This is a genomic window from Streptomyces sp. SCSIO 30461, from assembly GCF_037023745.1.
Lineage (GTDB): Bacteria > Actinomycetota > Actinomycetes > Streptomycetales > Streptomycetaceae > Streptomyces.
Genome location: NZ_CP146101.1, coordinates 5,024,614 through 5,046,580, shown reverse-complemented (window position 1 = coordinate 5,046,580; position 21,967 = coordinate 5,024,614). Strand labels below are relative to the sequence as shown.

18 protein-coding genes and 1 pseudogene are annotated in these 21,967 nt (G+C 69.8%); 11 read left to right on the top strand and 8 right to left on the bottom strand.

From position 1 onward, the window contains the following. Nucleotides 1-126: 126 nt before the first annotated feature. Together V1460_RS22500 and V1460_RS22495 are read left to right on the top strand one after the other, a co-directional pair. A complete protein-coding gene (locus V1460_RS22500) occupies nucleotides 127-1,593 on the top strand; it encodes a GuaB1 family IMP dehydrogenase-related protein (protein ID WP_338675427.1) in 1,467 nt (488 codons plus the stop codon). Between the two features lie 370 nt (nucleotides 1,594-1,963). After that, complete coding sequence (locus V1460_RS22495) at nucleotides 1,964-3,208, top strand: cytochrome P450 (protein WP_338675426.1); 1,245 nt, start codon at nucleotides 1,964-1,966, stop codon at nucleotides 3,206-3,208. Here V1460_RS22495 and V1460_RS22490 read toward each other — a convergent pair whose 3' ends face one another. From V1460_RS22490 to V1460_RS22470, 5 genes are read right to left on the bottom strand one after another with little or no spacing between them, the layout of a single operon-like run. After that, nucleotides 3,209-4,585 (bottom strand): cytochrome P450, encoded by a 1,377-nt coding sequence (locus V1460_RS22490; RefSeq protein WP_338675425.1) that lies wholly within the window; start codon nucleotides 4,583-4,585, stop codon nucleotides 3,209-3,211. Continuing rightward, complete coding sequence (locus V1460_RS22485; RefSeq protein WP_338675424.1) at nucleotides 4,582-5,190, bottom strand: ATP/GTP-binding protein; 609 nt, start codon at nucleotides 5,188-5,190, stop codon at nucleotides 4,582-4,584. Before V1460_RS22485 ends, V1460_RS22490 begins: the two co-directional genes overlap by 4 nt. Beyond that, on the bottom strand, nucleotides 5,168-5,530 hold the full coding sequence (locus V1460_RS22480) for a DUF742 domain-containing protein (RefSeq protein ID WP_338675423.1): 363 nt from the start codon (nucleotides 5,528-5,530) through the stop codon (nucleotides 5,168-5,170). Before V1460_RS22480 ends, V1460_RS22485 begins: the two co-directional genes overlap by 23 nt. Next, on the bottom strand, nucleotides 5,527-5,940 hold the full coding sequence (locus tag V1460_RS22475; RefSeq protein ID WP_338675422.1) for a roadblock/LC7 domain-containing protein: 414 nt from the start codon (nucleotides 5,938-5,940) through the stop codon (nucleotides 5,527-5,529). Before V1460_RS22475 ends, V1460_RS22480 begins: the two co-directional genes overlap by 4 nt. Further along, nucleotides 5,937-7,229, bottom strand: a complete 1,293-nt coding sequence (locus V1460_RS22470; RefSeq protein WP_338675421.1) for an ATP-binding protein — start codon at nucleotides 7,227-7,229, stop codon at nucleotides 5,937-5,939. Before V1460_RS22470 ends, V1460_RS22475 begins: the two co-directional genes overlap by 4 nt. Nucleotides 7,230-7,520: 291 nt before the next feature. On the opposite strand from V1460_RS22470, the gene V1460_RS22465 reads away from it, so the two are divergent. Then, nucleotides 7,521-8,462, top strand: coding sequence for a helix-turn-helix domain-containing protein (locus V1460_RS22465; RefSeq protein WP_407077632.1), 942 nt, complete (start codon nucleotides 7,521-7,523; stop codon nucleotides 8,460-8,462). A 198-nt stretch (nucleotides 8,463-8,660) separates the two neighbouring features. After that, on the top strand, nucleotides 8,661-9,326 hold the full coding sequence (locus V1460_RS22460) for an alpha/beta fold hydrolase (protein ID WP_338675419.1): 666 nt from the start codon (nucleotides 8,661-8,663) through the stop codon (nucleotides 9,324-9,326). A 53-nt stretch (nucleotides 9,327-9,379) separates the two neighbouring features. Here V1460_RS22460 and V1460_RS22455 read toward each other — a convergent pair whose 3' ends face one another. Continuing rightward, nucleotides 9,380-10,945: an alkaline phosphatase family protein gene (locus V1460_RS22455; RefSeq protein WP_338675418.1), complete on the bottom strand. Its 1,566-nt coding sequence runs from the start codon at nucleotides 10,943-10,945 to the stop codon at nucleotides 9,380-9,382. A 702-nt stretch (nucleotides 10,946-11,647) separates the two neighbouring features. Next, nucleotides 11,648-12,763 carry a GDSL-type esterase/lipase family protein gene (locus V1460_RS22450; RefSeq protein ID WP_407077510.1) on the bottom strand — a complete coding sequence of 372 codons (1,116 nt, stop codon included), beginning with the start codon at nucleotides 12,761-12,763 and terminating at the stop codon, nucleotides 11,648-11,650. Between the two features lie 256 nt (nucleotides 12,764-13,019). Here V1460_RS22450 and V1460_RS22445 point away from each other — a divergent pair, with 256 nt between their 5' ends. From V1460_RS22445 to V1460_RS22425, 5 genes are all read left to right on the top strand, one after another. Beyond that, complete coding sequence (locus V1460_RS22445; RefSeq protein WP_338675417.1) at nucleotides 13,020-15,569, top strand: ATP-binding protein; 2,550 nt, start codon at nucleotides 13,020-13,022, stop codon at nucleotides 15,567-15,569. Further along, complete coding sequence (locus V1460_RS22440) at nucleotides 15,562-16,011, top strand: roadblock/LC7 domain-containing protein (RefSeq protein ID WP_338675416.1); 450 nt, start codon at nucleotides 15,562-15,564, stop codon at nucleotides 16,009-16,011. The genes V1460_RS22445 and V1460_RS22440 overlap by 8 nt, the downstream gene beginning before the upstream one ends. A 4-nt stretch (nucleotides 16,012-16,015) precedes the next feature. After that, on the top strand, nucleotides 16,016-16,390 hold the full coding sequence (locus V1460_RS22435; protein ID WP_338675415.1) for a DUF742 domain-containing protein: 375 nt from the start codon (nucleotides 16,016-16,018) through the stop codon (nucleotides 16,388-16,390). Nucleotides 16,391-16,853: 463 nt separating this feature from the next. Continuing rightward, entirely contained in the window at nucleotides 16,854-18,326 is a 1,473-nt protein-coding gene (locus V1460_RS22430) for an amino acid permease (RefSeq protein WP_407077509.1), read from the top strand. A 10-nt stretch (nucleotides 18,327-18,336) separates the two neighbouring features. Then, nucleotides 18,337-18,792: an Lrp/AsnC family transcriptional regulator gene (locus tag V1460_RS22425; protein WP_338675413.1), complete on the top strand. Its 456-nt coding sequence runs from the start codon at nucleotides 18,337-18,339 to the stop codon at nucleotides 18,790-18,792. A 34-nt stretch (nucleotides 18,793-18,826) separates the two neighbouring features. Here the strand turns inward: V1460_RS22425 and V1460_RS22420 are convergent. Further along, nucleotides 18,827-19,102, bottom strand: a pseudogene (locus V1460_RS22420) (Repetin); the annotation flags it as partial. Nucleotides 19,103-19,300: 198 nt separating this feature from the next. On the opposite strand from V1460_RS22420, the gene V1460_RS22415 reads away from it, so the two are divergent. Both V1460_RS22415 and V1460_RS22410 read left to right on the top strand, forming a co-directional pair. Beyond that, nucleotides 19,301-20,101 (top strand): carbon-nitrogen hydrolase family protein, encoded by an 801-nt coding sequence (locus tag V1460_RS22415; RefSeq protein WP_338675412.1) that lies wholly within the window; start codon nucleotides 19,301-19,303, stop codon nucleotides 20,099-20,101. 41 nt (nucleotides 20,102-20,142) lie between these two features. Then, complete coding sequence (locus tag V1460_RS22410; RefSeq protein WP_338675411.1) at nucleotides 20,143-21,846, top strand: NAD(P)/FAD-dependent oxidoreductase; 1,704 nt, start codon at nucleotides 20,143-20,145, stop codon at nucleotides 21,844-21,846. Nucleotides 21,847-21,967 lie beyond the last annotated feature (121 nt).

The following is a 21,967-nucleotide window of genomic DNA, read 5'->3' as shown; positions in this document are numbered from 1 at the left end:
AGGTCTCCACTTCTGCCCGGCACACGAAGCCCCCGTACCTCTTTGGAGGAATATCCGAATGCGGGGGCGATTTGCTGTGTCCTTGCCGGAGTGACCTGCGACGTTTCGCGTGAAAATGTGAGACTTATGCGCTTCCTTGAGCCCGGCACCGGACGGCCTGTCGCCTCGTCTCCGGTCCCCTACGACCTGACCTACGACGATGTCTTCATGGTGCCGAGCCGGTCTGCCGTGGGCTCCCGCCAGGGCGTCGACCTCTCGTCCCCGGATGGCACCGGCACCACCATTCCGCTGGTCGTGGCGAACATGACCGCGATCGCCGGCCGCCGGATGGCCGAGACCGTAGCCCGCCGCGGCGGTCTGGTCGTCATCCCGCAGGACATCCCGATCGAGGTCGTCACCGAGGTCATCTCCTGGGTCAAGACGCGCCACCTGGTGCTCGACACGCCGATCGTGCTCACCCCTCACCAGACCGTCGCCGATGCCTTGTCCCTGCTGCCCAAGCGGGCCCACGGCGCGGGCGTCGTCGTGGATGGGCAGGACCGCCCGGTCGGCATCGTCACCGAGCACGACCTGTCCGGCGTCGACCGCTTCACCCAGCTGTCGGAGGTCATGTCCAAGGACCTGCTGCTCATCGACGCGGACATGGACCCGCGCGAGGCGTTCACCACGCTGGACAACGCCAACCGCAAGATCGCTCCGGCGGTCGACAAGGACGGCAGACTCGTCGGTGTGCTGACCCGCAAGGGCGCCCTGCGCGCCACGCTGTACACCCCGGCCACCGACGCCCAGGGCAGGTTGCGTATCGCCGCCGCCGTCGGCATCAACGGTGATGTGGCGGGCAAGGCGAGGCAGCTCCTGGACGCGGGGGTCGACACGCTGGTCGTGGACACCGCGCACGGGCACCAGGAGTCGATGATCTCCGCGATCAAGGCCGTCCGGGGTCTCGACCCGCAGGTCCCGATCGTCGCGGGAAACATCGTGGCCGCCGAGGGCGTCCGGGACCTCATCGAGGCCGGTGCGGACATCATCAAGGTCGGCGTGGGCCCCGGCGCCATGTGCACCACCCGGATGATGACCGGTGTGGGCCGCCCGCAGTTCTCCGCCGTACTGGAATGTGCCGCGGAAGCCAGGAAGTACGGCAAGCACGTGTGGGCCGACGGTGGTGTCCGCCACCCGCGCGATGTCGCTATGGCGCTGGCCGCCGGTGCCTCCAACGTGATGGTCGGCAGCTGGTTCGCGGGCACCTACGAGTCTCCCGGCGACCTGCAGCAGAGCGCTGACGGCCGGCTCTACAAGGAGTCCTTCGGTATGGCCTCGGCGCGTGCGGTCCGCAACCGCACCAGTGACGAGTCCGCCTACGACCGGGCCCGCAAGTCGCTGTTCGAGGAGGGCATCTCCACCTCGCGGATGTTTCTCGACCCGGCCCGCCCCGGCGTCGAGGACCTGATCGACTCGGTCATCGCGGGTGTGCGCTCGTCCTGCACCTACGCGGGTGCCGGATCGCTCGAGGAGTTCGCCGAGCGGGCGATCGTGGGCATCCAGAGCGCCGCGGGCTACGCCGAGGGCAAGCCGTTGCACGCGAGCTGGAGCTAGGGTCTTTCGTTTGGATCAAGCCGGTTCGTCGAGCGGGATCTGGTGCCTGCGGTCCCCTTCCGGCCCCGCGGGGCCGGAAGGGGACCGCAGGGCGGAGGGGGGAGCCTCGCGCTTGGAAAGCAGGACAAGCCGAGTGCTCCATCCGCTCGGTGCTCGGTGCTCGGTGCTCGGTGCTCGGTGCTCGGCGTTCGCGGGGTGCGCTCCGCCCACCTCCACGGCCGCCCGCCGTCGGCCGGTGCCCGACGGTACTTTCCGCTGTGCGCAGGGAACTTGCCGTAGTACGCATACTGCGAACACAGCTGAAATGACTGCTCTACGCGGAAGTAGCATCACCGAACGTGTTCACAGTCGCGTACCGGAGGGGTGTTTCATGCCAGATCAGTGCCCGATGGCGATAGACCCGGCGGGCCGGGACATCCACGGTGAGGGCTCTCGGATGCGGGACAGAGGGCCGGTTGCGCTGGTCGAACTTCCGGATGCAGTGGGCGCGTTCGCGGTCAGCAGTCCCGAACTCCTCAAGCGGCTGCTCACCGACGCGCGGGTGTCCAAGGATCCGCGCCGGCACTGGCCGCTCTGGATCAACGGACAGATCTCCCCGGACTGGCCGCTGTTCACCTGGGTCGCCGTGCAGAACATGTTCACCGCCTACGGCACTGAGCACAAGCGCTTGCGGACCCTGGTCTCCAGCGCCTTCACCGCGCGGCGCACGGCCGCGTTGAGGCCGCGCATCGAGGAGATCACCGGCAGGCTGCTGGACCGTGTCGCCGAGGTGGGGCGGCGCGGTGAGGTGGTCGATCTGCGCGAGGAGTTCTGCTATCCGCTGCCGATCCAGGTGATCAGCGAGCTGTTCGGTCTGCCCCGCGACAAGGCCGCGGATCTGCGAGAGGTCGTGGACAGCCTCTTCCACACCTCCGCCGAGCCCGACGAGGTCACCGCCAACTACGGGCGTCTCTACGCTGTGATGGGGGAACTCGTCGAGGAGAAGCGGAAGTCGCCGGGAGACGACCTGACCACCAACCTCCTCGCGGCCCGCGACGACGGGAGGGGCGCCCGGCTCAGTGAGCAGGAACTGCTCGACACCCTGGTGCTCATGATCGGTGCCGGTCACGAGACCACGGTCAACCTCATCGACAACGCCGTGCACGCCCTGCTGACCCATCCCGAGCAGCTCGCGCACGTCCGCGAGGGACGGGCCACGTGGGACGATGCCGTCGAAGAGACCCTGCGTGCGGACGCGCCGGTGGCCAGTCTGCCGTTGCGGTACGCCGTGGAGGACATCGAACTCGGTGAACTCGGAGGCCCGGAAGGGACGGTGATCCGCGCGGGAGAGGCCATCCTCGCCGCCTACGCCGCAGCGGGGCGTGACCCCCAGCAGTACGGGAACGACGCCGATCGTTTCGATGTCACCCGCGTGGACAAGGACCACCTGGCGTTCGGCTACGGGGTGCACCACTGCCTCGGCGCCCCGCTCGGCCGTCTGGAGGCCCGCATCGCACTCCCCGCGCTGTTCGGCCGTTTCCCCGAACTCACCCTCGCCGTGCCCTCGGAGGAACTGCTGCCCGTGGAGTCGTTCATCTCCAACGGACACCGGTCCCTGCCCGTACGCCTGACCTGATCACTCTCCCCGCCACCAGGCCAGGAGCCGGGCCCAGCCGCTCTTGGGCGCAGTGGTCACCGGCGCACTCCGGCGTCCTCCGGGCGGCACGGAGATGTGCCTGGCCGGCGCCGTGGACCCGCCGTCACCCGCAGGCCGCTCATCCTCTTCGGAGTGGGTGACGGCGACGGCCTGGAAACGTACGGGCAGAGCGGCGAGCGCGCGGTGGAACGGGCCCTGCCGCCACTCCAGGTCCCGGACGGGAACGGCTAGTTCCATGTCGGGCAGCCGGTCGAGGAGCTTCTCGATCGCCACGGCGGCGATCAGCCGGGCCGCGCCCTGCGCGGGACAGGAATGCGGTCCGGCGCTCCATGCCAGGTGGGCGCGGTTCCCCGTGCGCTGATCGACCACCAGGGCAGGGTCCGTGTTCGCTGCGGCGAAGCTGATGACGACAGGGTGGCCCTCCTTGAGCAGCGTCCCTTCGTACACGACGTCGTGCACGGGGAAGTGGACGGCGTAGTTCGCCATGGGCGGGTCGGTCCACAGCACTTCGTCGAGGGCGTCCTCCACGGGCAGGCTGCCGCCCGACAGACTGCCGGCGAAGCGGTCGTCCGACAGCAGCAGGCGCAGGCTGTTCGCGATCAGATTCTGCTCGGGCTCGGTGCCGGCACCCATGAGCAGGACCAGGGTGTGGACGAGTTCCTCGTCCGTCAGCCGCGCGGGATGGGCGATGAGCCGGGAGGTCACGTCCTTCCCCGGAGTCTCGCGTTTGAGCGCGATCAGCTCGCCGACGGTTCGAGTGAGCAGCTCGTTGGCCTTCTCGGCTTCGACGAGTTCGAAGATGCCGGCCATTCCCTCGACCAGCCGCTCGCCGTACTCGGGCGGACAGCCGAAGAGTTGGTTGAGCACCAGAAGCGGCAGGGGCCGGGCGTACGCGCCGAGCAGATCCGCCTCCCCGTCCGCGGCGATGCGGTCGATGAGCGCGTCGGCGCTCTGCCCGACGTAGCCGCGCAGGGCGCTGGGCTCCACGCCACCCAGGCTGTCCGTGATCGCCTCGCGCAGTCGCCGGTGTTCCGGCCCGTCGGTCAGCAGGGCGTTCGGCCGGTAGGCCATCATCGGCGCGACCGGGCTGTCCGCGGGCACGGTGCCGTCGGCCATGTCGCGCCAGCGGCGGGAGTCCTTCGAGAACGTCTCGGGACTGCGCAGCACGTGGAGTGCGGCGTCGTAGCCGATGACGAGGGTGGCCCGCACCCCGGGTGACAGCTCGACCGGGGCGGCCGGTCCGGCCTGCCGCATACGCCGGTATGCGGCGGCCGGATCCGCTGCGAATCCGGGCCCGTACAGCAGCTCGTGACGTGGACAGCCGGACGCGGGGTCGGATGTCGACTCGGGGTTCATGCGTGCTCCAGTTCGCTCGTGCGGGTCAGCAGGTGCTCGACGAGGGAGACCAGTGCCCGGGTCGAGGAATCGCGGTCGCGGGCGTCACAGCGGACGAGGGGGGTTTCCGGGAGCAGGTCGAGGGCCTCCCGCACCTCGTTCAGCGCGTGCCGGGGCGTGCCGTCGAATTCGTTGAGGGCCACCGCGTAGGGCAGGTCGAGTTCCTCCAGGACGCCCATGACGTCGAACGAGTGTTGAAGGCGGCGGGTGTCCGCCAGGACCAGTGCGCCGAGCGCGCCCCGGGTCATGTCGCGCCAGAGCGCGGTGAACCGCTGCTGCCCTGGGGTGCCGAAGAGGTACAGCACAAGAGCGTCGCTGAGCGTGAGGCGGCCGAAGTCGAGGGCCACCGTGGTGGTCGTCTTGTCGTGGGTGCCCTCCAGGTCGTCGACCAGGGCGCCTGCTTCGGTCATCACCTCCTCGGTACGCAGCGGACGGATCTCGGACAACGTCCCCACGAAGGTGGTCTTGCCGACCGCGAAGTGGCCGACCACCAGGATCTTGACGGCGGTCTGCACGCCCGGTCGGAGATAGACGTCTTCGGACTCAGAGGCGGGCGCGGAGCCCATCGAGCACCTCCTGCAGGATTCGGGCATCGGACGGCAGGGCGACAGGGACCGGTGCGAGCGTGACGATGTGTCCGCTGTCCAGGAGGTCGGCCACCAGGACCTTCGTGACGCTGACCGGCAGCGACAGATGGCCGGCCACCTCCGCCACCGACAGTGCCCCGGGTCCGCAGAGCTCCGTGATACGCCGCTTCTCGAGCCCCAGACCGGCCAGGGACTGCCTCTCGGACGCGATCAGGAGCGTGACGAGGTCCAGGGTGCCGCGGCTCGGGTGAGCGCGGCCCTCCGTGACCACGTAGGGCCGTACCAGCCTTCCGCCGGGGCGGCTCCTGGGTGGCGTCATGCCCGGATGCCGGTTCCGTGCCGAGCCGGACTGGTCATCTCCTTGCCGAGTCGGTCGACCAGTTTGTGCATGCGGTACGTGACCGCCTCCATGTCCACGTTCTCCGTCGTGGAGACCGCGAGGTAGGCGCCCTCGCCGGCGGCGACGAGGAACACGTAGCCGTGGGCGAACTCGATGAGGGTCTGCCGCCACGGGCTGTCGCCGTGTCCGCAGAACTCGGCCGTACTGCGGCTGATGGACTGGAGGCCGGAGAGTCCGGCCGCCAGCCGCTCGGCGTCGTCCCTGCCGATGTCCGCGGAGTGCGCCCGGAGCATGCCGTCCGCCGAGAGCAGGATCGCGTGCCGGGCTTCGGGCACCTTCAGGACCTCATCGAGCATCCAGCCCACATCGCTGTTCCTGGGCTCGATCATCCTCGGTTGTTCCCTTCGTCTTCGTGGTCGGCGGCCTGGGTGGCACGGCCGTGCAGAGTGCCGCGCGCGAACGCACCGATCCGCCTGGCGGTCTCCTCGGCGGAGCGGGTGCCGGCCTCTTCGGCCGGGCCCGGCGCCTGCTGCGCCGTCGCAGGATGCCGGGCGGCGCGGCGGCGGCGCTTCGGCAGTCCTCCCACGGTCGTCGCCGCAGGGGCCGCCGGCTCGGGCGGCCGGGGACCTGACGCACTGCGGGCCGCGGCCGCGGACGCCGCGGGAAGCTCGTCGGAGTCCTCCGGACGCGTGAGCAGGACGCTCGGCAGGAACACGACGGCGCGTACGCCCCCGTACGGGGACTGGGTGTCCACGCGGACGCTGAACCCGTACCGATGGGCGAGGACCCCGATGACGGCGAACCCGAACTGCGGAGGGTCCTCAAGCCGGGTGACGTCCACCGCGCGCCTGCCGGACAGCAGCACCGAGGCCTTCTCCGAGGCCTGCGCGTCCATCCCGACTCCCGCGTCGTCGATCACCACACAGGCGCCGTTGTGGACTGCCTGGACGCCCACCTCGACCTGGGTGGTGGGTTGCGAGTGGCGCGCCGCGTTGTCGAGCAACTCGGCCACGGCCAGGACCACGGGCTCCACGGCCCGGCTCTCGACGGCGATGTCGACCTCGCCGCGGATCCGGATCCGCCGGTAGTCACGGATCCGCGACGTGGCTCCGCGCACCACCTCGACCAGCCCGGATGCCGTCCGTTGCCGACCCGGCCAGGATCCGCACAGCACGGCGATGGCTTGGGCGCGGCGGCCGAACTGGGCGTTCGCGTGGTCGACTTCCAGGAGATCGCGCAGGACGTCGGGGTGGTCGTGGCGGTCCTGCATCTCCGAGATGGCCACCTGCTGTTCGTTGGCCAGGGCCTGGATCGAGCGCATCGAGGACTTCAGCGCCGCCTTGGCCGACCGGTCGGCCCGGGCCTGCGCGTTCTCCACGGCCTGGGCGAAACGTTCGAGCACTCCGTCCAGGCACTTCGCGAAGTCCGTCTCCGCCAGTCGGTCTTCGAGGAGCCCGACGCCGGGTACGGACTGGCCCGCCGACTCCTCGAGTGCCGGCAGCCGTACGGTGAGCAGGTGGCGGAGCTCCTCCTCCCGGGCTCGCAGGCCATCCGCCAGTTCCTCGTTCCGCCTTTGCCGCAGCGCGCTGATCCCGCGCTGCCGTACCAGGAGCACGGCGAGGACGAGGAGGCCGACGGCCAGGCACCACAGCACCGCGTCCGGTATCCGTTCAGTCATGAAGTCCTCAAGACGGCTTGAACCCTGCGGGAGCGCCTGACGTTAGTTCTGGTCGGACGCGCGTACTACATCTCACGCGCAGAGAACTTGCCGTCAGGCGCAGAGGTCCTCCGAGGCTGTCGGTCGGCCACGGTTCGTCCCCGCCGTCCGCAGCATGGTCACCGGGGGGACCCGGTGCGGCCGTCTGCACTACGATGCCCGCGCGGATGGCCGCTGGACCGTCGGATCGGCCTTCGGTACGGCAGGGACGCGTGACGGCGGAGGGGTGCTTTGCGTGGGATTACGTACAGTCTGGTCGAACAGACGACGGCGCATGTCGAGCCGCGGGAGCGGGCCGACTCATGGAGCGAGCAGGTCGGCTTCCACCACACCCGGCTGGATTTCCGCTATGCCCGACCGGACTGCTTCGACGGCGAGATGACGAGCCAGCGCAGCGACACCTATGACCTCATCACCTGGCGAAGCGATCGTGTCGAGTACGTCAGGACGCCTCGGCTGGTACGCCAGGCACCCGCTCCGGACTACCGCTTCGTGTTCCCGGTCGAGGGAGAAATGACGCTTCGGCAGGACGACCGGCAGATCCGGCTGAGCCCGGGCTCGGGAAGACTGATGCCGTTGGACGCCCCCTTCGCGCTGCGGCACGGCTCGATGTTGAGGGGCGTCATCCTGTCCATACCAGCCTGCGAGATCGACGGCCCGCTCAACCGGAAGTCCCCCCTGTCGACCGGAGTGGACTTGTCCACCGGTCTGGGACGCGTCCTGCACGGCATGGTGGTCGGCCTGTACGACGAGCGCACGCACCTCGACGCCGCGCAGTTCAACGCCGTCACGGACCGTGCGGTCGAGCTGCTGTGCATGCTCGTCGCCGGTGACGACCGCCCTGACGTTCCCGGTCACCTGGCCGAGGTCGAGGCTGTGGTCCGTCGCTACGCGCGGGACCATGCCGCCGATCCGGGTCTCACGGGGGCGTCCATGGCGCGAGCGCTCGGCTGGTCGCTCCGCCAGATCCAACTGGCCCTCCAGCGGGCCGGGACCACGCCGCGCGAGGTGATCCGCGAGGAGCGCCTGCGCGGGGTACGCGACCGCCTCCAGCGCGCGGAATACGCGCACATGACGATCAGTGAACTCGCGTGCGCCATGGGCTTCTCCTCGGCGAGCGCGCTGAGCACCGCCTTCCGGCAGCGTTTCGGGACCAGCCCGCGGGAGCTGCGTCGTCGGCACCACCAGGCGTGATCGGTGCCTGACCGGCTCCCCGGGCTGTCGTCGCCCGGGAACCGCGTTTGCCTCCAGGGCGAAAAGACCCGTGCAGTTACCTTGCGGTAGCTGGTGATGCTGTGTCAGATTCCCCGGTGCCACCGGCCGGTGACTTCATCTCCCCCCCCATGCCCGAGGCCCAACGCGGGCCAGGATGGCCAGACATCGGAGTCACACATGAGACGCACCGCAATGCTCGCCGCAGCCACCGCTGCGGTTCTGGCACCACTCGTCGCCGCACCCCCCGCACATGCGGCGACGCGTAACCCGGTCCTGTTCGTGCACGGCCTCAGCAGCTCGGCCAGCACCTGGAACGACTGGGTCGGCAAGTTCAAGGCGGACGGGTACGCGGCATCGGAGTTGCACACCTGGTCCTATGACTGGAAGCAGTCCAACAAGACCACGGCGTCGCAGCTGGCGGTGAAGGTGCAGCAGATACGCGCCGCCACGAATGCCGAGAAGGTCGACATCGTCGTCCATTCGATGGGTGCGCTGAGCTCTCGCTGGTACCTCAAGTTCCACGGCGGAACCTCGTACGTCGACGACTTCGTCTCGGTCGCCGGAGTGAACCACGGGACGGACGTCACGTTCTTCTGCTCCTTCTACACCTCGTGCAAGGAAATGGTCATCGGGAGCAGCTTCCTGAAGAGCCTCAACGCCGACGACGAAACCCCGGGTGCAGTCAACTACGCCACCCTCTGGTCCACATGCGACGCCGCCATCAACCCGGACGAGTCGGCGAAACTGAGCGGCGCGGCCAACACGTCGGTGGGCTGCAAGTCCCACAACAGCATGAACGACGACCACGGGAACTACACGAAGGTGCGGGACTTCATCGCCTGACCGCGCCCGGTCCGGCCCCGCCTCGACGGGGCCGGACCATCCGACGGAACGGTTCAGCGCGCCGGGCCGACGCGAACGTCGTCCACCGCCCAATACCAGTCGTTGCTTCCGCGGTAGCGGAAGCCCACCCGGATGTCGGTGGCGCTCGTGGGCACGTCGATGTGCATAGATTCGCCGGAGGCCAGAGCGGTGCGCGTATGGCTCCTGACCGTCGTCCAGGGCCCCCCGTCGAAGGAGACCCGGACCTCGGCCCGCTGGCCGGGCCAGTGGCGGTAGTGCGACCGGTAGCTCAGGGTGAGCGCTGCCCCGCCGGTCGTGGCCCAACTAGGACTGATGAGGGTGGAGTCGAAGGAGCCTTCCGTGGAACGGTCGGCCCACTCGTCGGAATCGGCGACGGCGAAGACGTCGCGGGAGCGGACGTTCGTCTCCCGGTACTGGCCCCACTGCGTCTGTGACCAGAACTCGTCCGTGGTGAACGTCCATCCGCGCCATTCCGCCACACCGCCCCCGGCCATGGCGGAGTTGTCGACCCGCCAACCGTCGGGGGGAGTATGGGTGAATCCCAGCGTCCCCGCCGGAACACCCCGGTCGTCGACGCGGGTGCGCAACAGGGGGCGCACGGTGTCGAACGCGTCCCAGTCCGCAGTGCCCAGCGGCCGTCCGTCGAGGCCGTCGGCTGCCACGCCCACATGCGAAAGTGCCGTGGCGGCGACGTCGACCTGCCGGACGTCGTGCCGCACCGAGCCCGGGGGGATGCCGGGGCCCGTGGCGATGACGAAGGTGCCTCGCTCCTTGAGGGTGAACCCGCCGTGACCGCCCTTGTCGGTGTGACCGTGATCCGTGGTGACCAGGATCTGCCAGTTCTCCTCGGAGTAATTCGGCCGGGTGGTGACGGCGCCCAGCAGCATCCCGACGTTCCGGTCGGTCCTGGCTATGGCGTCCAGGTACTGCGTGGTTGCGGCTCCGTGGCCGTGGCCGGCCGAGTCGATCTCACCGAAGTAGACGAAAGCGGCGTCGGGATCGCCCCTGTGTAACTCCTCGGCCGCTGCGACGGCGACCTTGCCGTCCTCGGTGCGGTTGCCGTTGGCCGAGCCGTCGAGGCTCAGCCGCTTGTCGACGGCGGAGGAGAACACGGGGCCGCCCTTGCGCGACGAAGCCAGGGGTTCCCAGCCCGCGGCGGCATAGGTGGCGAGGTCGGGACGGGAGCGCTCGATGCGGGTCAGGAAGTCCGGGTGGGTGTCGAAGTCCGCGATGAGGAAGAGGTTGCCCCACACCTTGTGCTTGTCCGGCCATACACCCGTGGCGACCGTGGACCAGCCGGGACCGGAGGACGTGAGGGCCATGGGTACGGTGGGAAGGGTGCTCGGTGCGGTCATCCCCTGTGACATGAGGGAGTGCAGATTGGGGGCGTCGGCGGCCTTGATCCGGTCGAGATTCGCCCCGTCCAGGCCGATCACCAGAACCCTGCCGGTGTCGGTCGCGGGCAGGGCGGCGCTGCTGACCGCGGCGTCGGCCCGGGGCGCGGGAGCGGCGACGGCGGTTGCCCCGACGAGCACTGCGGCGACCCATGCCATGGTGGTGAACCGCCGGGTGCGCGTGAATGGGAGTACGGGTCTCACGCCTACCTCCTGGATGGCGTCGAATGGTTCGGCCCGTCCGAGGGCGACGGCGGATGCCCCGGCGGGATTCGTGACGGGCGGGCTTTCGCCGGCCTCTCCGCTCAGCTGATGACCAGTCCGATGCCTCCGAGCGTGTACACGATGATCGGCATCAGGGGGAAGCCCCCGCGTCGTGACCCTGTGAGCCTGTGCGCCGGGCGGCCCACCCGGTGCCGACGCGGTCGCGAGGCCCAAGCCGACCAGTGTTCGACGTGTCCACGTCATGCACATGCCTGGCAAACTAGAACAGGTTTCGAGTACACGGAAGGCGCCGGACGGAGATGTCCGGCTGACGACCATCCTCGCCCCTGCCGTCGCCGGCCGTGAAGCAGCCCTGATCCGCGTTTCGAGCGTGCGGGTCAGGATCCGGACAGGCCGCGCCCCGGGGCGCCATCGGCCAGTACCTGCTTGCTGTGGGTCGGCCAACGCCTCGCCACCCGCACGACGTTCCGCCGGCCGATGACGGAGGCAGGGAGCCAGGTTCTGCCGGGTTCGACCGGACGTGGCCTCCCCGGCACGCCCGGCCGAAGGCGACCGGCACCGCCTCCACCGAAGGGTACGGGCGATCCTCCTCCTGTCAGGAGGGTACGGGCGACGTCCCCCGGGACGGGAACCGTGTCTTCCGAGCCGTCACCGCTCCGCCGGGTCCGTGCCTGCCTCGCGTCATGCCGCCGGTCTGACCGAGGGGCCGGCGAACCCCGCCGTGCGCAGCGCGCGCCCGACCGCGGCGGCGATCAACGCGTGACCGCTGTCGTTCGGGTGCAGACCGTCGACCAGATGCCGGTCCGTCAGCAGCCGCCTGCCGGGTAGCAGCATGAGGCGCCGGTCGCCCTCCGCCATGAGGTCGTGGACCGCCGACTCCATCGCCGTGCGGAGCTGAGTGAGGGTCGCGCCGACGGCGTTGGGCGTCGACTCGGCCTCCGGGCGCAGCAAGGGGGAGAGCAACAGCAGTGGGGTGTTCGGATGACCCCGGCGTACCAGGGCGACGAAGGCCCTGACCGTCTCGTACATCAGCGCAGCGGTGTGCGGGGTGCGAGACCAGCAGTTGGTGCCGAACGCGAGGGTGAGCAGCTCGGCCGGAAGTCGGGCGAGCTGCTCGGCGGTGGGCAGCTCTCCCCGGGCGCAGCCCGCGTAACCGAGGTTGACGGTGTCGAGGCCGAGAGCCCGCCCGGTGATCGCGGGCCAGGAGTGGGCCGGGCGGGTCGACCACCAGCCCTCCGTGATGGAGTCGCCGTGGACGACCCAGCGGGGCCGTGCGGGTGCAGGCGCCACCACGCCGTCGACTCCCCGCAGCCCCAGGATCACGGGCGCCTGGGACTCCGGCGGATGGATGGTGAACGGCCCTTCTCCCGGGGGGAGTTCCAACGTGAGGGTGGCTTCCTCTGTGGGCTCGGTGAACGATTCGTACAGACAGCGGTCACCGTGCCAGAGCGAGAAGCAGTGGGCCAGTTCGCGCAGCGCGTCCGTCGCGTCCGGCACGCGTGCGCGGTACCGGATGCGTACCGCCCTCGCCCCGCCCGGAGCGGTGAACTCCAGCCGTACTCCGATGGGCAGCGCCGCCCGCTCGCGGGTGTCCCATGGCAGTCGGGCCAGGTCCGCCGGATCGGCGCGCACCGCCCGTGCGCCGTCCCGCCAGGCGACTCCACGCAGGAACGGGCCGGGAGCGAGCCAGTCGCCGTGGGACGTGTCGTCCGGCGGTCGGTCGGCCGCCTGCGCACAGGGCGCCGCCATCGCGGACGTCGGCTCGGGTTGCGGCTCGGGCGGCACAGGGGGCGTCATGGCTGTCTTCGATCCTCGGATGCGTGAGTCGTGAAGTCCGGTTCGGGTAATCCCTGCCCGTGTCTGCCCTTTCGCGCACCTTGGCTGAGCTCTGACGCGGTGTCCATACACACGGAACCGACGCGTTCACGAGGGTTACCGGGAGGAAGCATTGCGTGTCAGGTTCGACATCGCGTAGCTTGACAGCCCCTACCCGTCGGTAATAGCCGCTGGTCAGTGAGTTACGAAACGCAGTTACGAACGCTCTGGGGAGTTCATGCGCCGGCGATTGCGCCGTTCCACGATCCGTGGCCGGATCGTGTCCCTCACCGTGTTGCCGATCATCGCGCTGATGACGCTCTGGACTTTCGCGATGGTGTCCGTGACCGGCGATCTGCGGGCGCTGATCCGCCTCCAGGCGGTCTACGAGAGCTTCGGCACCCCCGTGGACACGGCGGTCGGACAGATCCAGATCGAGCGCAGGCTTGCGGCCGGCTATCTGGGCGCCGCCGAAGACGACGCCGACGAGGCCGGCACCACCGCGTACCTCGCCCAGCAGCAGTCCACCGACCGGGCCGTACGGACGATGCGCGAGGCGATCCGGAATGAGGAGCGCCGCGAGGACCTGTCGGCGCGGCAGCAGGAGTCGCTGGACGCGATGGACAAGGCCACCGAGCAGCTCGACGGGCTGCGCCGGCAGGTGCTGGACCGCTCGCTCTCCTGGAGCGGAGCCGTCGACGCGTACACCGGGATCGTCGAACCGACCTTCGACGTCCAGTCCACGCTCACCGCGCTCCAGGCCGGGCAGCTCGCCCGGGAGGCCCAGGTCGTGGTGGAACTGGTGCGGGTGCGGGAGTTCGTCTCACGTGAGGACGCACTGGTGGCCGGGGCGCGGGCCGCGGGCCGGCTCAGCGACGCCCAGTACGACGTGCTGACTGCCACGATCGAGGACCGCAGGGTCTTCCACCGGACCTATGTCGGGGATCTCCCGGCCGACTCGGCGGCGCTCTTCGGGGAGTTCGAGCGGAGCAGTGAATACCGCTCTCTGGTGGCGGGCGAGAACGCCCTGCTGAGAGCCGGAGCGTCCGGCGTGAGCAAGGCCATCGCCGCGAACTCCTGGCGGACGACGACCGACCGGGCGGTCAAGCGCTACATGCGGACATGCACGGAATCGGCGCTCAACGCGGCGGACCGCGGACGTGACTTCGCCTACCGCGAGATGGTGAAAGCCGGTGTGGTCGGTGGTGTCGGACTCATCGCCGTCGTGATCTCGATCTGGCTCTCGGTGTCCGCCGGCCGGCGTATCGCGGGTCGGCTCGAAGAGCTGCGGGACGCGGCCGATGTGCTGGCGGCACGTCAGCTTCCGGAGGTCATGGAGCGGCTCGCGGCGGGAGACGAGGTGGATGCCGCCGAGGTGGCGCCACCGATTCGCTTCGGGGACGACAAGGACGAGCCGGACGAGATCGCCCAGGTCGGGTACGCGCTCAACACCGCCCGCAGAGCGGCCGTGGAGGCCGCGGTGAAGCAGGCCACGCTCAGGCGCGGGATGTTCGCGGTACTGCTGAACATCGCCCGCCGCAACCAGGCGCTGGTGCACCGGCAGTCGAAGCTGGTCGACACGCTCGAACGGCGTACCACCGACCCGGACACGCTTGAGGACCTGTTCCGCATCGACCACCTGACCACCCGTATGCGGCGGCATGCCGAGGGCCTGATCATCCTCTCGGGTGCGGCTCCGGGCCGACGCTGGCGGCGGCCGGTGCCACTGGCCGACGTGGTGTCTGCGGCGGTGGGGGAGATCGAGGACTACACACGCGTCGTCATACCGCCGATGCCACCGGTGGGGGTCGCGTCGGAGGCCGTGGCCGACGTGGTGCACCTCGTCGCCGAACTGGTCGAGAACGCGACCGTGTTCTCCCCACCGCACACCCAGGTGACGATGCGAACGGGCGAAGCCCGCAACGGATTCGTGCTCGAGATCGACGACCGCGGCCTCGGTATGGACCGCGACGAGTTCGACCAGGCCCACCGTACGTTGGCGCGGCCGGGCGACTTCGATCCCGTGCTGGACGAGCGCCTCGGCCTCTACGTCGTCGGCAGGCTCGCCGCCCGCCACGGCATCACGGTGACCCTCACGCGCTCACCGTACGGTGGCACCACCGCGGTCGTCCTGCTGCCGAACACGATCATGTCCCCGGTCGAGCCCGCGGCGCCGGCGGCACCCCTCACGCCCCCGGAGCCCGAGTCCTCGGCGGGGGCGGTGGTCCGCGCCCTGCCGACACGGGGGCGCCAGGTCCAGGCTGCGGCCGCCGCCACGGACGACACACCCACCGCCGTCCTGCGGGCGGTCACCGACACCGCCCCGTCCCCGGAGCGGCCCGACGCTGAGCACTCGGCACCGGAACGGGACTCGGCCGGTGGTGTGGACGAGCGGACGATCGGCGGGTCGCGCACCCCCGTTGCCGGGCCGCGCACCCCCGTGGATCAGGACACGCACGACCGCGTGGAGCCCCTTGCCTGGCACCCGGGGCAGGAGAGCGGCGTATCGTCCGCTGAATCCGCCGAGGCGCCGGTTCCGGCTGCCCCGGACGGCGTTGACGCCAACGGTCCCCGGCCACTGCCCAAACGGGTGCGGCAGGCGTCGCTCGCCGCTCCCTTGCGGGAGGCACCGGCCGAAGTCGTACGGCGGGAGCCCGCCAAGGAAGTCAGCGCGGAGGAGATGCGGGCCATCTTCGGGGCATTTCAGCGAGGGCTCGACCGGGGCCGCAAGGCCGACCCGGCCGGGCGGAAGAGTACGAGCGACGAAGGGACGGGTCAGGATGATTGACCCCAGGAACGGCGTGGAGCACGAGCCGGGTGCGCAGACCCCTGCGGGCGATCTCGGCTGGCTGCTGGACGAGTTGGTGGCCAGGACCGACCACGTCCGCCAGGCCGTGCTGCTGACCTCGGACGGGCTGGTCACCTGCGCGTCCCGTGGGATGCCCAAGCGTGACATCGAGCATCTGTCCGCCGTCTGCGCCGGCTTCCACAGCCTGGCGAAGGAGACGGGGGACCGTTTCGGGGCGGGCAAGGTGAGGCAGACCATGGTCATGCTCGATGACGCCTATCTGTTCGTCACGCCGGCCGGTGACGGGAGCCGCCTCGCCGTGCTCTCCGACATCGAGACCGACGTCGGCCAGCTGGCCCACGAGATGACCCTGCTGGTCAGGCGGGTGGGCCGGCATATGGCCGTGCCCGCGCGGGCTCTGCCCGAGGCCACCGACGCCTGATCCTGTGAGTGACCACTGGTACGAGGACGAGACCGGGTCGATGGTGCGCCCCTATACCGTCACCCGGGGTCGGACGCGTCCTGCCGCAGAGCACCACATCGACATGATGTCGCAGGTCGCGGCCGTCGAGCAGGATGATGACGGGCCGGTGTCCGCGCTCGACCACGCCCGCACCTCGCTGCTCGATCTGGTGCGCCGGGGGCAGCGCCCGGTCGCCGAGGTCGCTGCCGACGCCGATCTGCCGCTCACCGTCGTGCGGGTGCTGCTCGCCGACCTGGTCGAGGCGGGACTCGTGCGTGTCTCGGCGCCTTCGGTCCCGCGTGACCGGCACGACCCGACACTGCTGCGGGAGATCGTCGACCGGCTGCGGGAGCTCTGAGCCGCTGGTACGTGGTGCCGTGACGGCGTCGTCGGCAGCGCGGTAGGCGGGTCAGCAGGGCCGTCAGCGGTAGGCGGCGAGGAGGCACCGACGCCCGGTGTCGGGCTCCGTTCCACGGCGGGCGCGGACAGGCCGTCGAGCCGACCACTCCGGCGCACACGGCCGCCGCGAGCGGTTTTCGGAAGGCCTTTGCGTGCCCGCGCAACGTTCCTCCGCGAGCCATCCGATCACGCAATGATCATTCGCATATGCGCAAAGCTCGTGCATTTCCGTTCGGAACGCTCACCTCGTAAGGTCGCAGGCTGTACGTGGAGTTTGGCGGGGACCGTCTGCTCGGCGATCCCCCCGATCAGGGCCCCAGCCCTGCCCGCGTTCACCTGAGCGAATCCGGTGAACGACGTGGACTCGCGAGGGCATGCCGTGGTCGCCGCTGCTCGTCAGGCAGCGATAAGGAGCCTCCCCAGTGTTGGACCACGGCACAGCGCCGCCCGTCACCCCTCAGCAGGGCGCGACGGGGCCCAAGCCCGGACTCGGCGCCCGTCTCATGCGGCGCAAGCCCGTGGAGACACTGGTCGCCGAGGGCGGCCAAGGTGAGGGCGGAAGCCTCCGCCGCTCGCTCACCATGTGGCAGCTGACCATGATCAGCATCGGTGCCACGCTCGGTACCGGCATCTTCGTCGTCCTCGGCGAGGCCACCCCGCTGGCCGGGCCCGCCGTCGCGATCTCGTTCGTCCTCGCCGGTCTGACCGCCCTCTTCTCGGCGCTCTCGTACGCCGAGCTCGCCGGCTCCATACCGGTGTCGGGCTCTTCGTACTCGTACGCCTACGCCACCATGGGCGAACTCGTCGCCTGGATCTGTGGCTGGTGCCTGGTCCTGGAGTACGGCGTCTCGGTCGCCGCCGTCGCGGTCGGCTGGGGCGAGTACCTCAACGAGCTGCTCGACGGCACGATGGGCGTCACGATCCCCGGCTCGATCTCCGCGCCCATCGGCGAGGGAGGTTTCGTCAACCTGCCCGCGCTGATCGTGGTGCTGCTCGCCATGGCGTTCCTGATGGGCGGCGCCAAGGAGAGCGCCCGCATCAACTCGATCATGGTCGGCGTGAAGATCGTCACGCTGCTGCTCTTCATCGGCATCGGCTTCATGGGTATCAAGGCGGGCAACTACGCCCCGCTCGCCCCACTGGGCGTCACCGGCATCAGCGCTGCCGCGGCCACCTTGTTCTTCTCGTACATCGGCTTCGACGCCGCCTCCACCGCGGGTGAGGAGGCGAAGAACCCCAAGAGGGACCTGCCACGCGCGATCATGCTCTCGCTGCTGATCGTGACGGTGCTCTACTGCCTCGTCGCCCTGGTCGCCGTCGGCGCCATGCCGTGGCAGGACTTCGAGGGCACCGACGCGGCGCTCGCCCAGATCATGAAGGACGTCACCGGCCAGAGCTTCTGGGGCATCGTGCTCGCCGCGGGCGCGGTCGTGGCCATCGCCAGCGTGGTCTTCGCCGTGCTGTACGGACAGACCCGCATCCTGTTCGCGATGGCCCGCGACGGTCTGGCACCCAAGGTGCTCGCCAAGGTCGACGCCAAGACCGGCGCCCCGCGCGCCAACACCGCGATCGTCTCGGTGTTCTGCGGTGCGCTCGCCGCGTTCATTCCGCTCGGCCAGCTCGCCAATGCCACCAGCATCGGCACGCTCTTCGCTTTCGCCCTGGTCAACGTGGCTGTGATCATCCTGCGCTACACGCGTCCCGAGATGAACCGCACCTTCAAGGTGATGCTCTTCCCGGTCACCCCGATCCTGGGCTTCCTCTTCTGCGCGTACATGATGTACAACCTGCCCGGTATCACCTGGCTGTGGTTCGGTGGCTGGATGGTCGCCGGGCTCGTGTTCTACTTCGTGTACGGCCTTCGCCGATCCCGGTTGGCTACAGCAGAGAAGTGATCCACCCCCCGTGCGACTGAACGATCTCGACGAACGCATCGTCCACGCCCTCGCCGAGGACGCCCGCCGTTCCTACGCCGACATCGGTTCGCTGGTCGGCCTGTCCGCGCCCGCCGTCAAGCGGCGCGTGGACAGGCTCCGGGCCGATGGCGCCATCACCGGATTCACGGTCCGAGTGGACCCGGCAGCGCTCGGCTGGGAGACCGAGGGCTTCATCGAGATCTACGCACGCGGCAACACTTCGCCCGAGACCATCCAGCGCGGTCTCGAGCGCTACCCGGAAGTCGCGTCCGCCTCCACCGTCACCGGCGAGGCGGACGCGATCGTCCAGGTCTTCGCCTCCGACATGCGCCACTTCGAGCGCGTGCTGGAGCGGATCGCGGGCGAGCCGTTCGTCGAGCGAACCAAGTCCGTGCTCGTCCTGTCCCCGCTGCTCAGGCGGTTCTCGTCCGGCTCGCCCGGCTGATCGCACGCCGCCGGGGAAGGCCCAGCTCCGCGGGTTACTCCGGATGCCACGGCACGACCGTGAAGTCACCGGTGCCCCTTCCGACGGTCTCGAACGGTGCCGAGCTGAGGCACCTGGGCACATCCGCGGCATCGCCGTCCCCGATCCAGGAAAAGCCCAGACGGTCGTTCCTCCCCTGGTCGTGGACGGTGACGCCGACCCGCTTGCCCTTGAAGGGGGCGTCGCTGGCGGTGACGACTCCCGTCACCAGCGCCACCTTGCCCCCGGTCACCAGACAGTCCACCTTCACCTTCGCCCGGCCGCCTCCGCCGACCGGCGGGGAGACCGGTACATCCGGCGGATGAGCCCGTGCGCAACGAATCGTCGCGGGACGGGTCATGTGCGCAACGGATCGACACTCGGAACGCAACGGTGGCGCCTTGTCCGGGCAGAGCGCCGGAACGTACCGTTTTGACGTCGCCCCGACAGTCGTCACGACACCCGGTCCAACCGTCTCCGAAGGTCGTCCATGCCGCCGCTGCGCACCGCCCTGCTCCAGAGCTCCGGAACTCCCGGCGACATCGCGAAGAACCTCGAGATCCTCGACGCCCATGCCGCAGCCGCCGCGGCCTCCGGCGCCGGGCTGCTGGTCAGCCCCGAGATGTTCCTCACCGGCTACGCCATCGGCGACGGCATCCACCGCCTCGCGGAGACCGCCGACGGCGCATCCGCCCAGGCGGTCGCCGGGATCGCCCGCCGCCACGGGATCGCCGTCGTCTACGGCTATCCGGAGCGCGACGGCGAGCAGGTCTACAACGCGGCGCAGCTGATCGGCCCCGACGGCGCCCGCCTCGCGAACTACCGCAAGACCCATCTCTTCGGCTGCTTCGAGCAGGAGTGGTTCACGGCCGGTGACGAGCCGGTCGTCCAGGCCGAGCTCGGCGGCCTCCGTGTCGGCCTGCTGATCTGCTACGACGTCGAGTTCCCCGAGAACGTTCGGGCCCACGCGCTCGCCGGGACCGAGCTGCTGCTCGTGCCGACCGCGCTGATGAACCCCTTCCGGTTCGTCGCCGAGAATCTGCTCCCGGTCCGCGCCTTCGAAAGCCAGCTGTACATCGCGTACGCCAACCGCACCGGCCCCGAGGGCGAGTTCGACTTCGCCGGGCTGAGCTGCCTGGCCGGGCCCGACGGAATCGCCCGGACCCGCGCCGGCCACGGCGACGAACTGGTGCTCGCCGACGCCGACCCGGACTTCCTCGCCGCATCCCGGGCGGCCAACCCGTATCTGAGCGACCGCCACCCCGGCCTGTACGGGTCGCTCACCCGCTGAGACCTGCCGCCCCGCCCCCGCCACACCAGGAGCAACACCTCATGACGTCCACGGTGCCCACTGCCGTCCCGCACTCCGAGGCCCGGCCGCCCATCACCATGTTCGGGCCGGACTTCCCCTACGCGTACGACGACTTCCTCGCCCACCCGGCGGGTCTCGGTCAGATACCGGCGACCGAGCACGGCGCCGAGGTCGCGGTCATCGGCGGCGGGCTCTCCGGCATCATCGCCGCGTACGAGCTGATGAAGATGGGGCTCAAGCCGGTCGTCTACGAGGCGGACCAGATCGGCGGACGGCTGCGCACGGTCGGTTTCGACGGTGTCGCCGCCCAGGGCGGCGAGGAGCTCACCGCCGAGATGGGCGCCATGCGCTTCCCGCCCTCCTCCACAGCGCTCCAGCACTACATCGACCTGGTCGGCCTGAAGACCCAGCCGTTCCCCAACCCGCTGGCCGAGGCGACCCCGTCGACCGTCGTCGACCTCAAGGGCGAGTCCCACTACGCGGAGACGATCGACGACCTCCCGCAGGTCTACCGCGACGTCATGAACGCGTGGAACGCCTGCCTGGAGGAGGGCGCCGACTTCTCCGACATGAACCGCGCCATGCGCGAGCGCGATGTGCCGCGCATCCGCGAGATCTGGGCGAAGCTGGTCGAGAAGCTCGACAACCAGACGTTCTACGGCTTCCTCTGCGACTCCGATGCGTTCAAGTCCTTCCGTCACCGTGAGATCTTCGGACAGGTCGGCTTCGGCACCGGCGGCTGGGACACCGACTTCCCCAACTCCATCCTGGAGATCCTGCGGGTCGTCTACACCGAGGCCGACGACCACCACCGCGGCATCGTCGGCGGCTCCCAGCAGCTGCCGCTGCGCCTCTGGGACCGCGAGCCCCGGAAGATCACGCACTGGCCGCTGGGCACCTCCCTGAAGTCGCTGCACGAGGGCGACCCGCGCCCTGCCGTGACCCGACTGCACCGTGTCGCGGGCAACCGGATCGTCGTCACCGACTCCTCCGGCGACATCCGCAGCTACCAGGCGGCGATCTTCACCGCGCAGTCCTGGATGCTGCTGTCAAAGATCGACTGCGATGACTCGCTCTTCCCCATCGACCACTGGACGGCGATGGAGCGGACCCACTACATGGAGTCATCCAAGCTGTTCGTCCCGGTCGACCGGCCGTTCTGGCTGGACAAGGACGAGAGCACCGGCCGCGATGTCATGTCGATGACGCTCACCGACCGGATGACCCGCGGTACCTACCTGCTGGACGACGGCCCCGACAAGCCGGCCGTCATCTGCCTCTCGTACACGTGGTGCGACGACAGCCTCAAGTGGCTGCCGCTCCCCGCGAACGAGCGTATGGAGGTCATGCTCAAGTCGCTCGGCGAGATCTACCCGAACGTCGACATCCGCAAGCACATCATCGGCAATCCGGTGACCGTGTCCTGGGAGAACGAGCCCTACTTCATGGGCGCGTTCAAGGCCAACCTGCCGGGCCACTACCGCTACCAGCGGCGGCTGTTCACCCACTTCATGCAGGACCGGCTGCCCGCCGACAAGCGCGGCATCTTCCTGGCGGGTGACGACATCTCGTGGACGGCCGGCTGGGCCGAGGGCGCGGTGCAGACGGCGCTCAACGCGGTGTGGGGCGTGATGCACCACTTCGGCGGCGCCACGGACGCCACCAACCCCGGACCCGGCGACGTATTCGACGGGATCGCTCCGGTGGAACTGCCGGAGGACTGAACCTTCCACCGCCCGGGGCCGTGCCCCCTGTGGATGAACCCCCGCCGCCGACCGTGACCCGGTCGGCCCCGGGCGGTCCCCCTGAGCCGCCGCCGACCGGACACCCCGGCCGGCGGCGGCC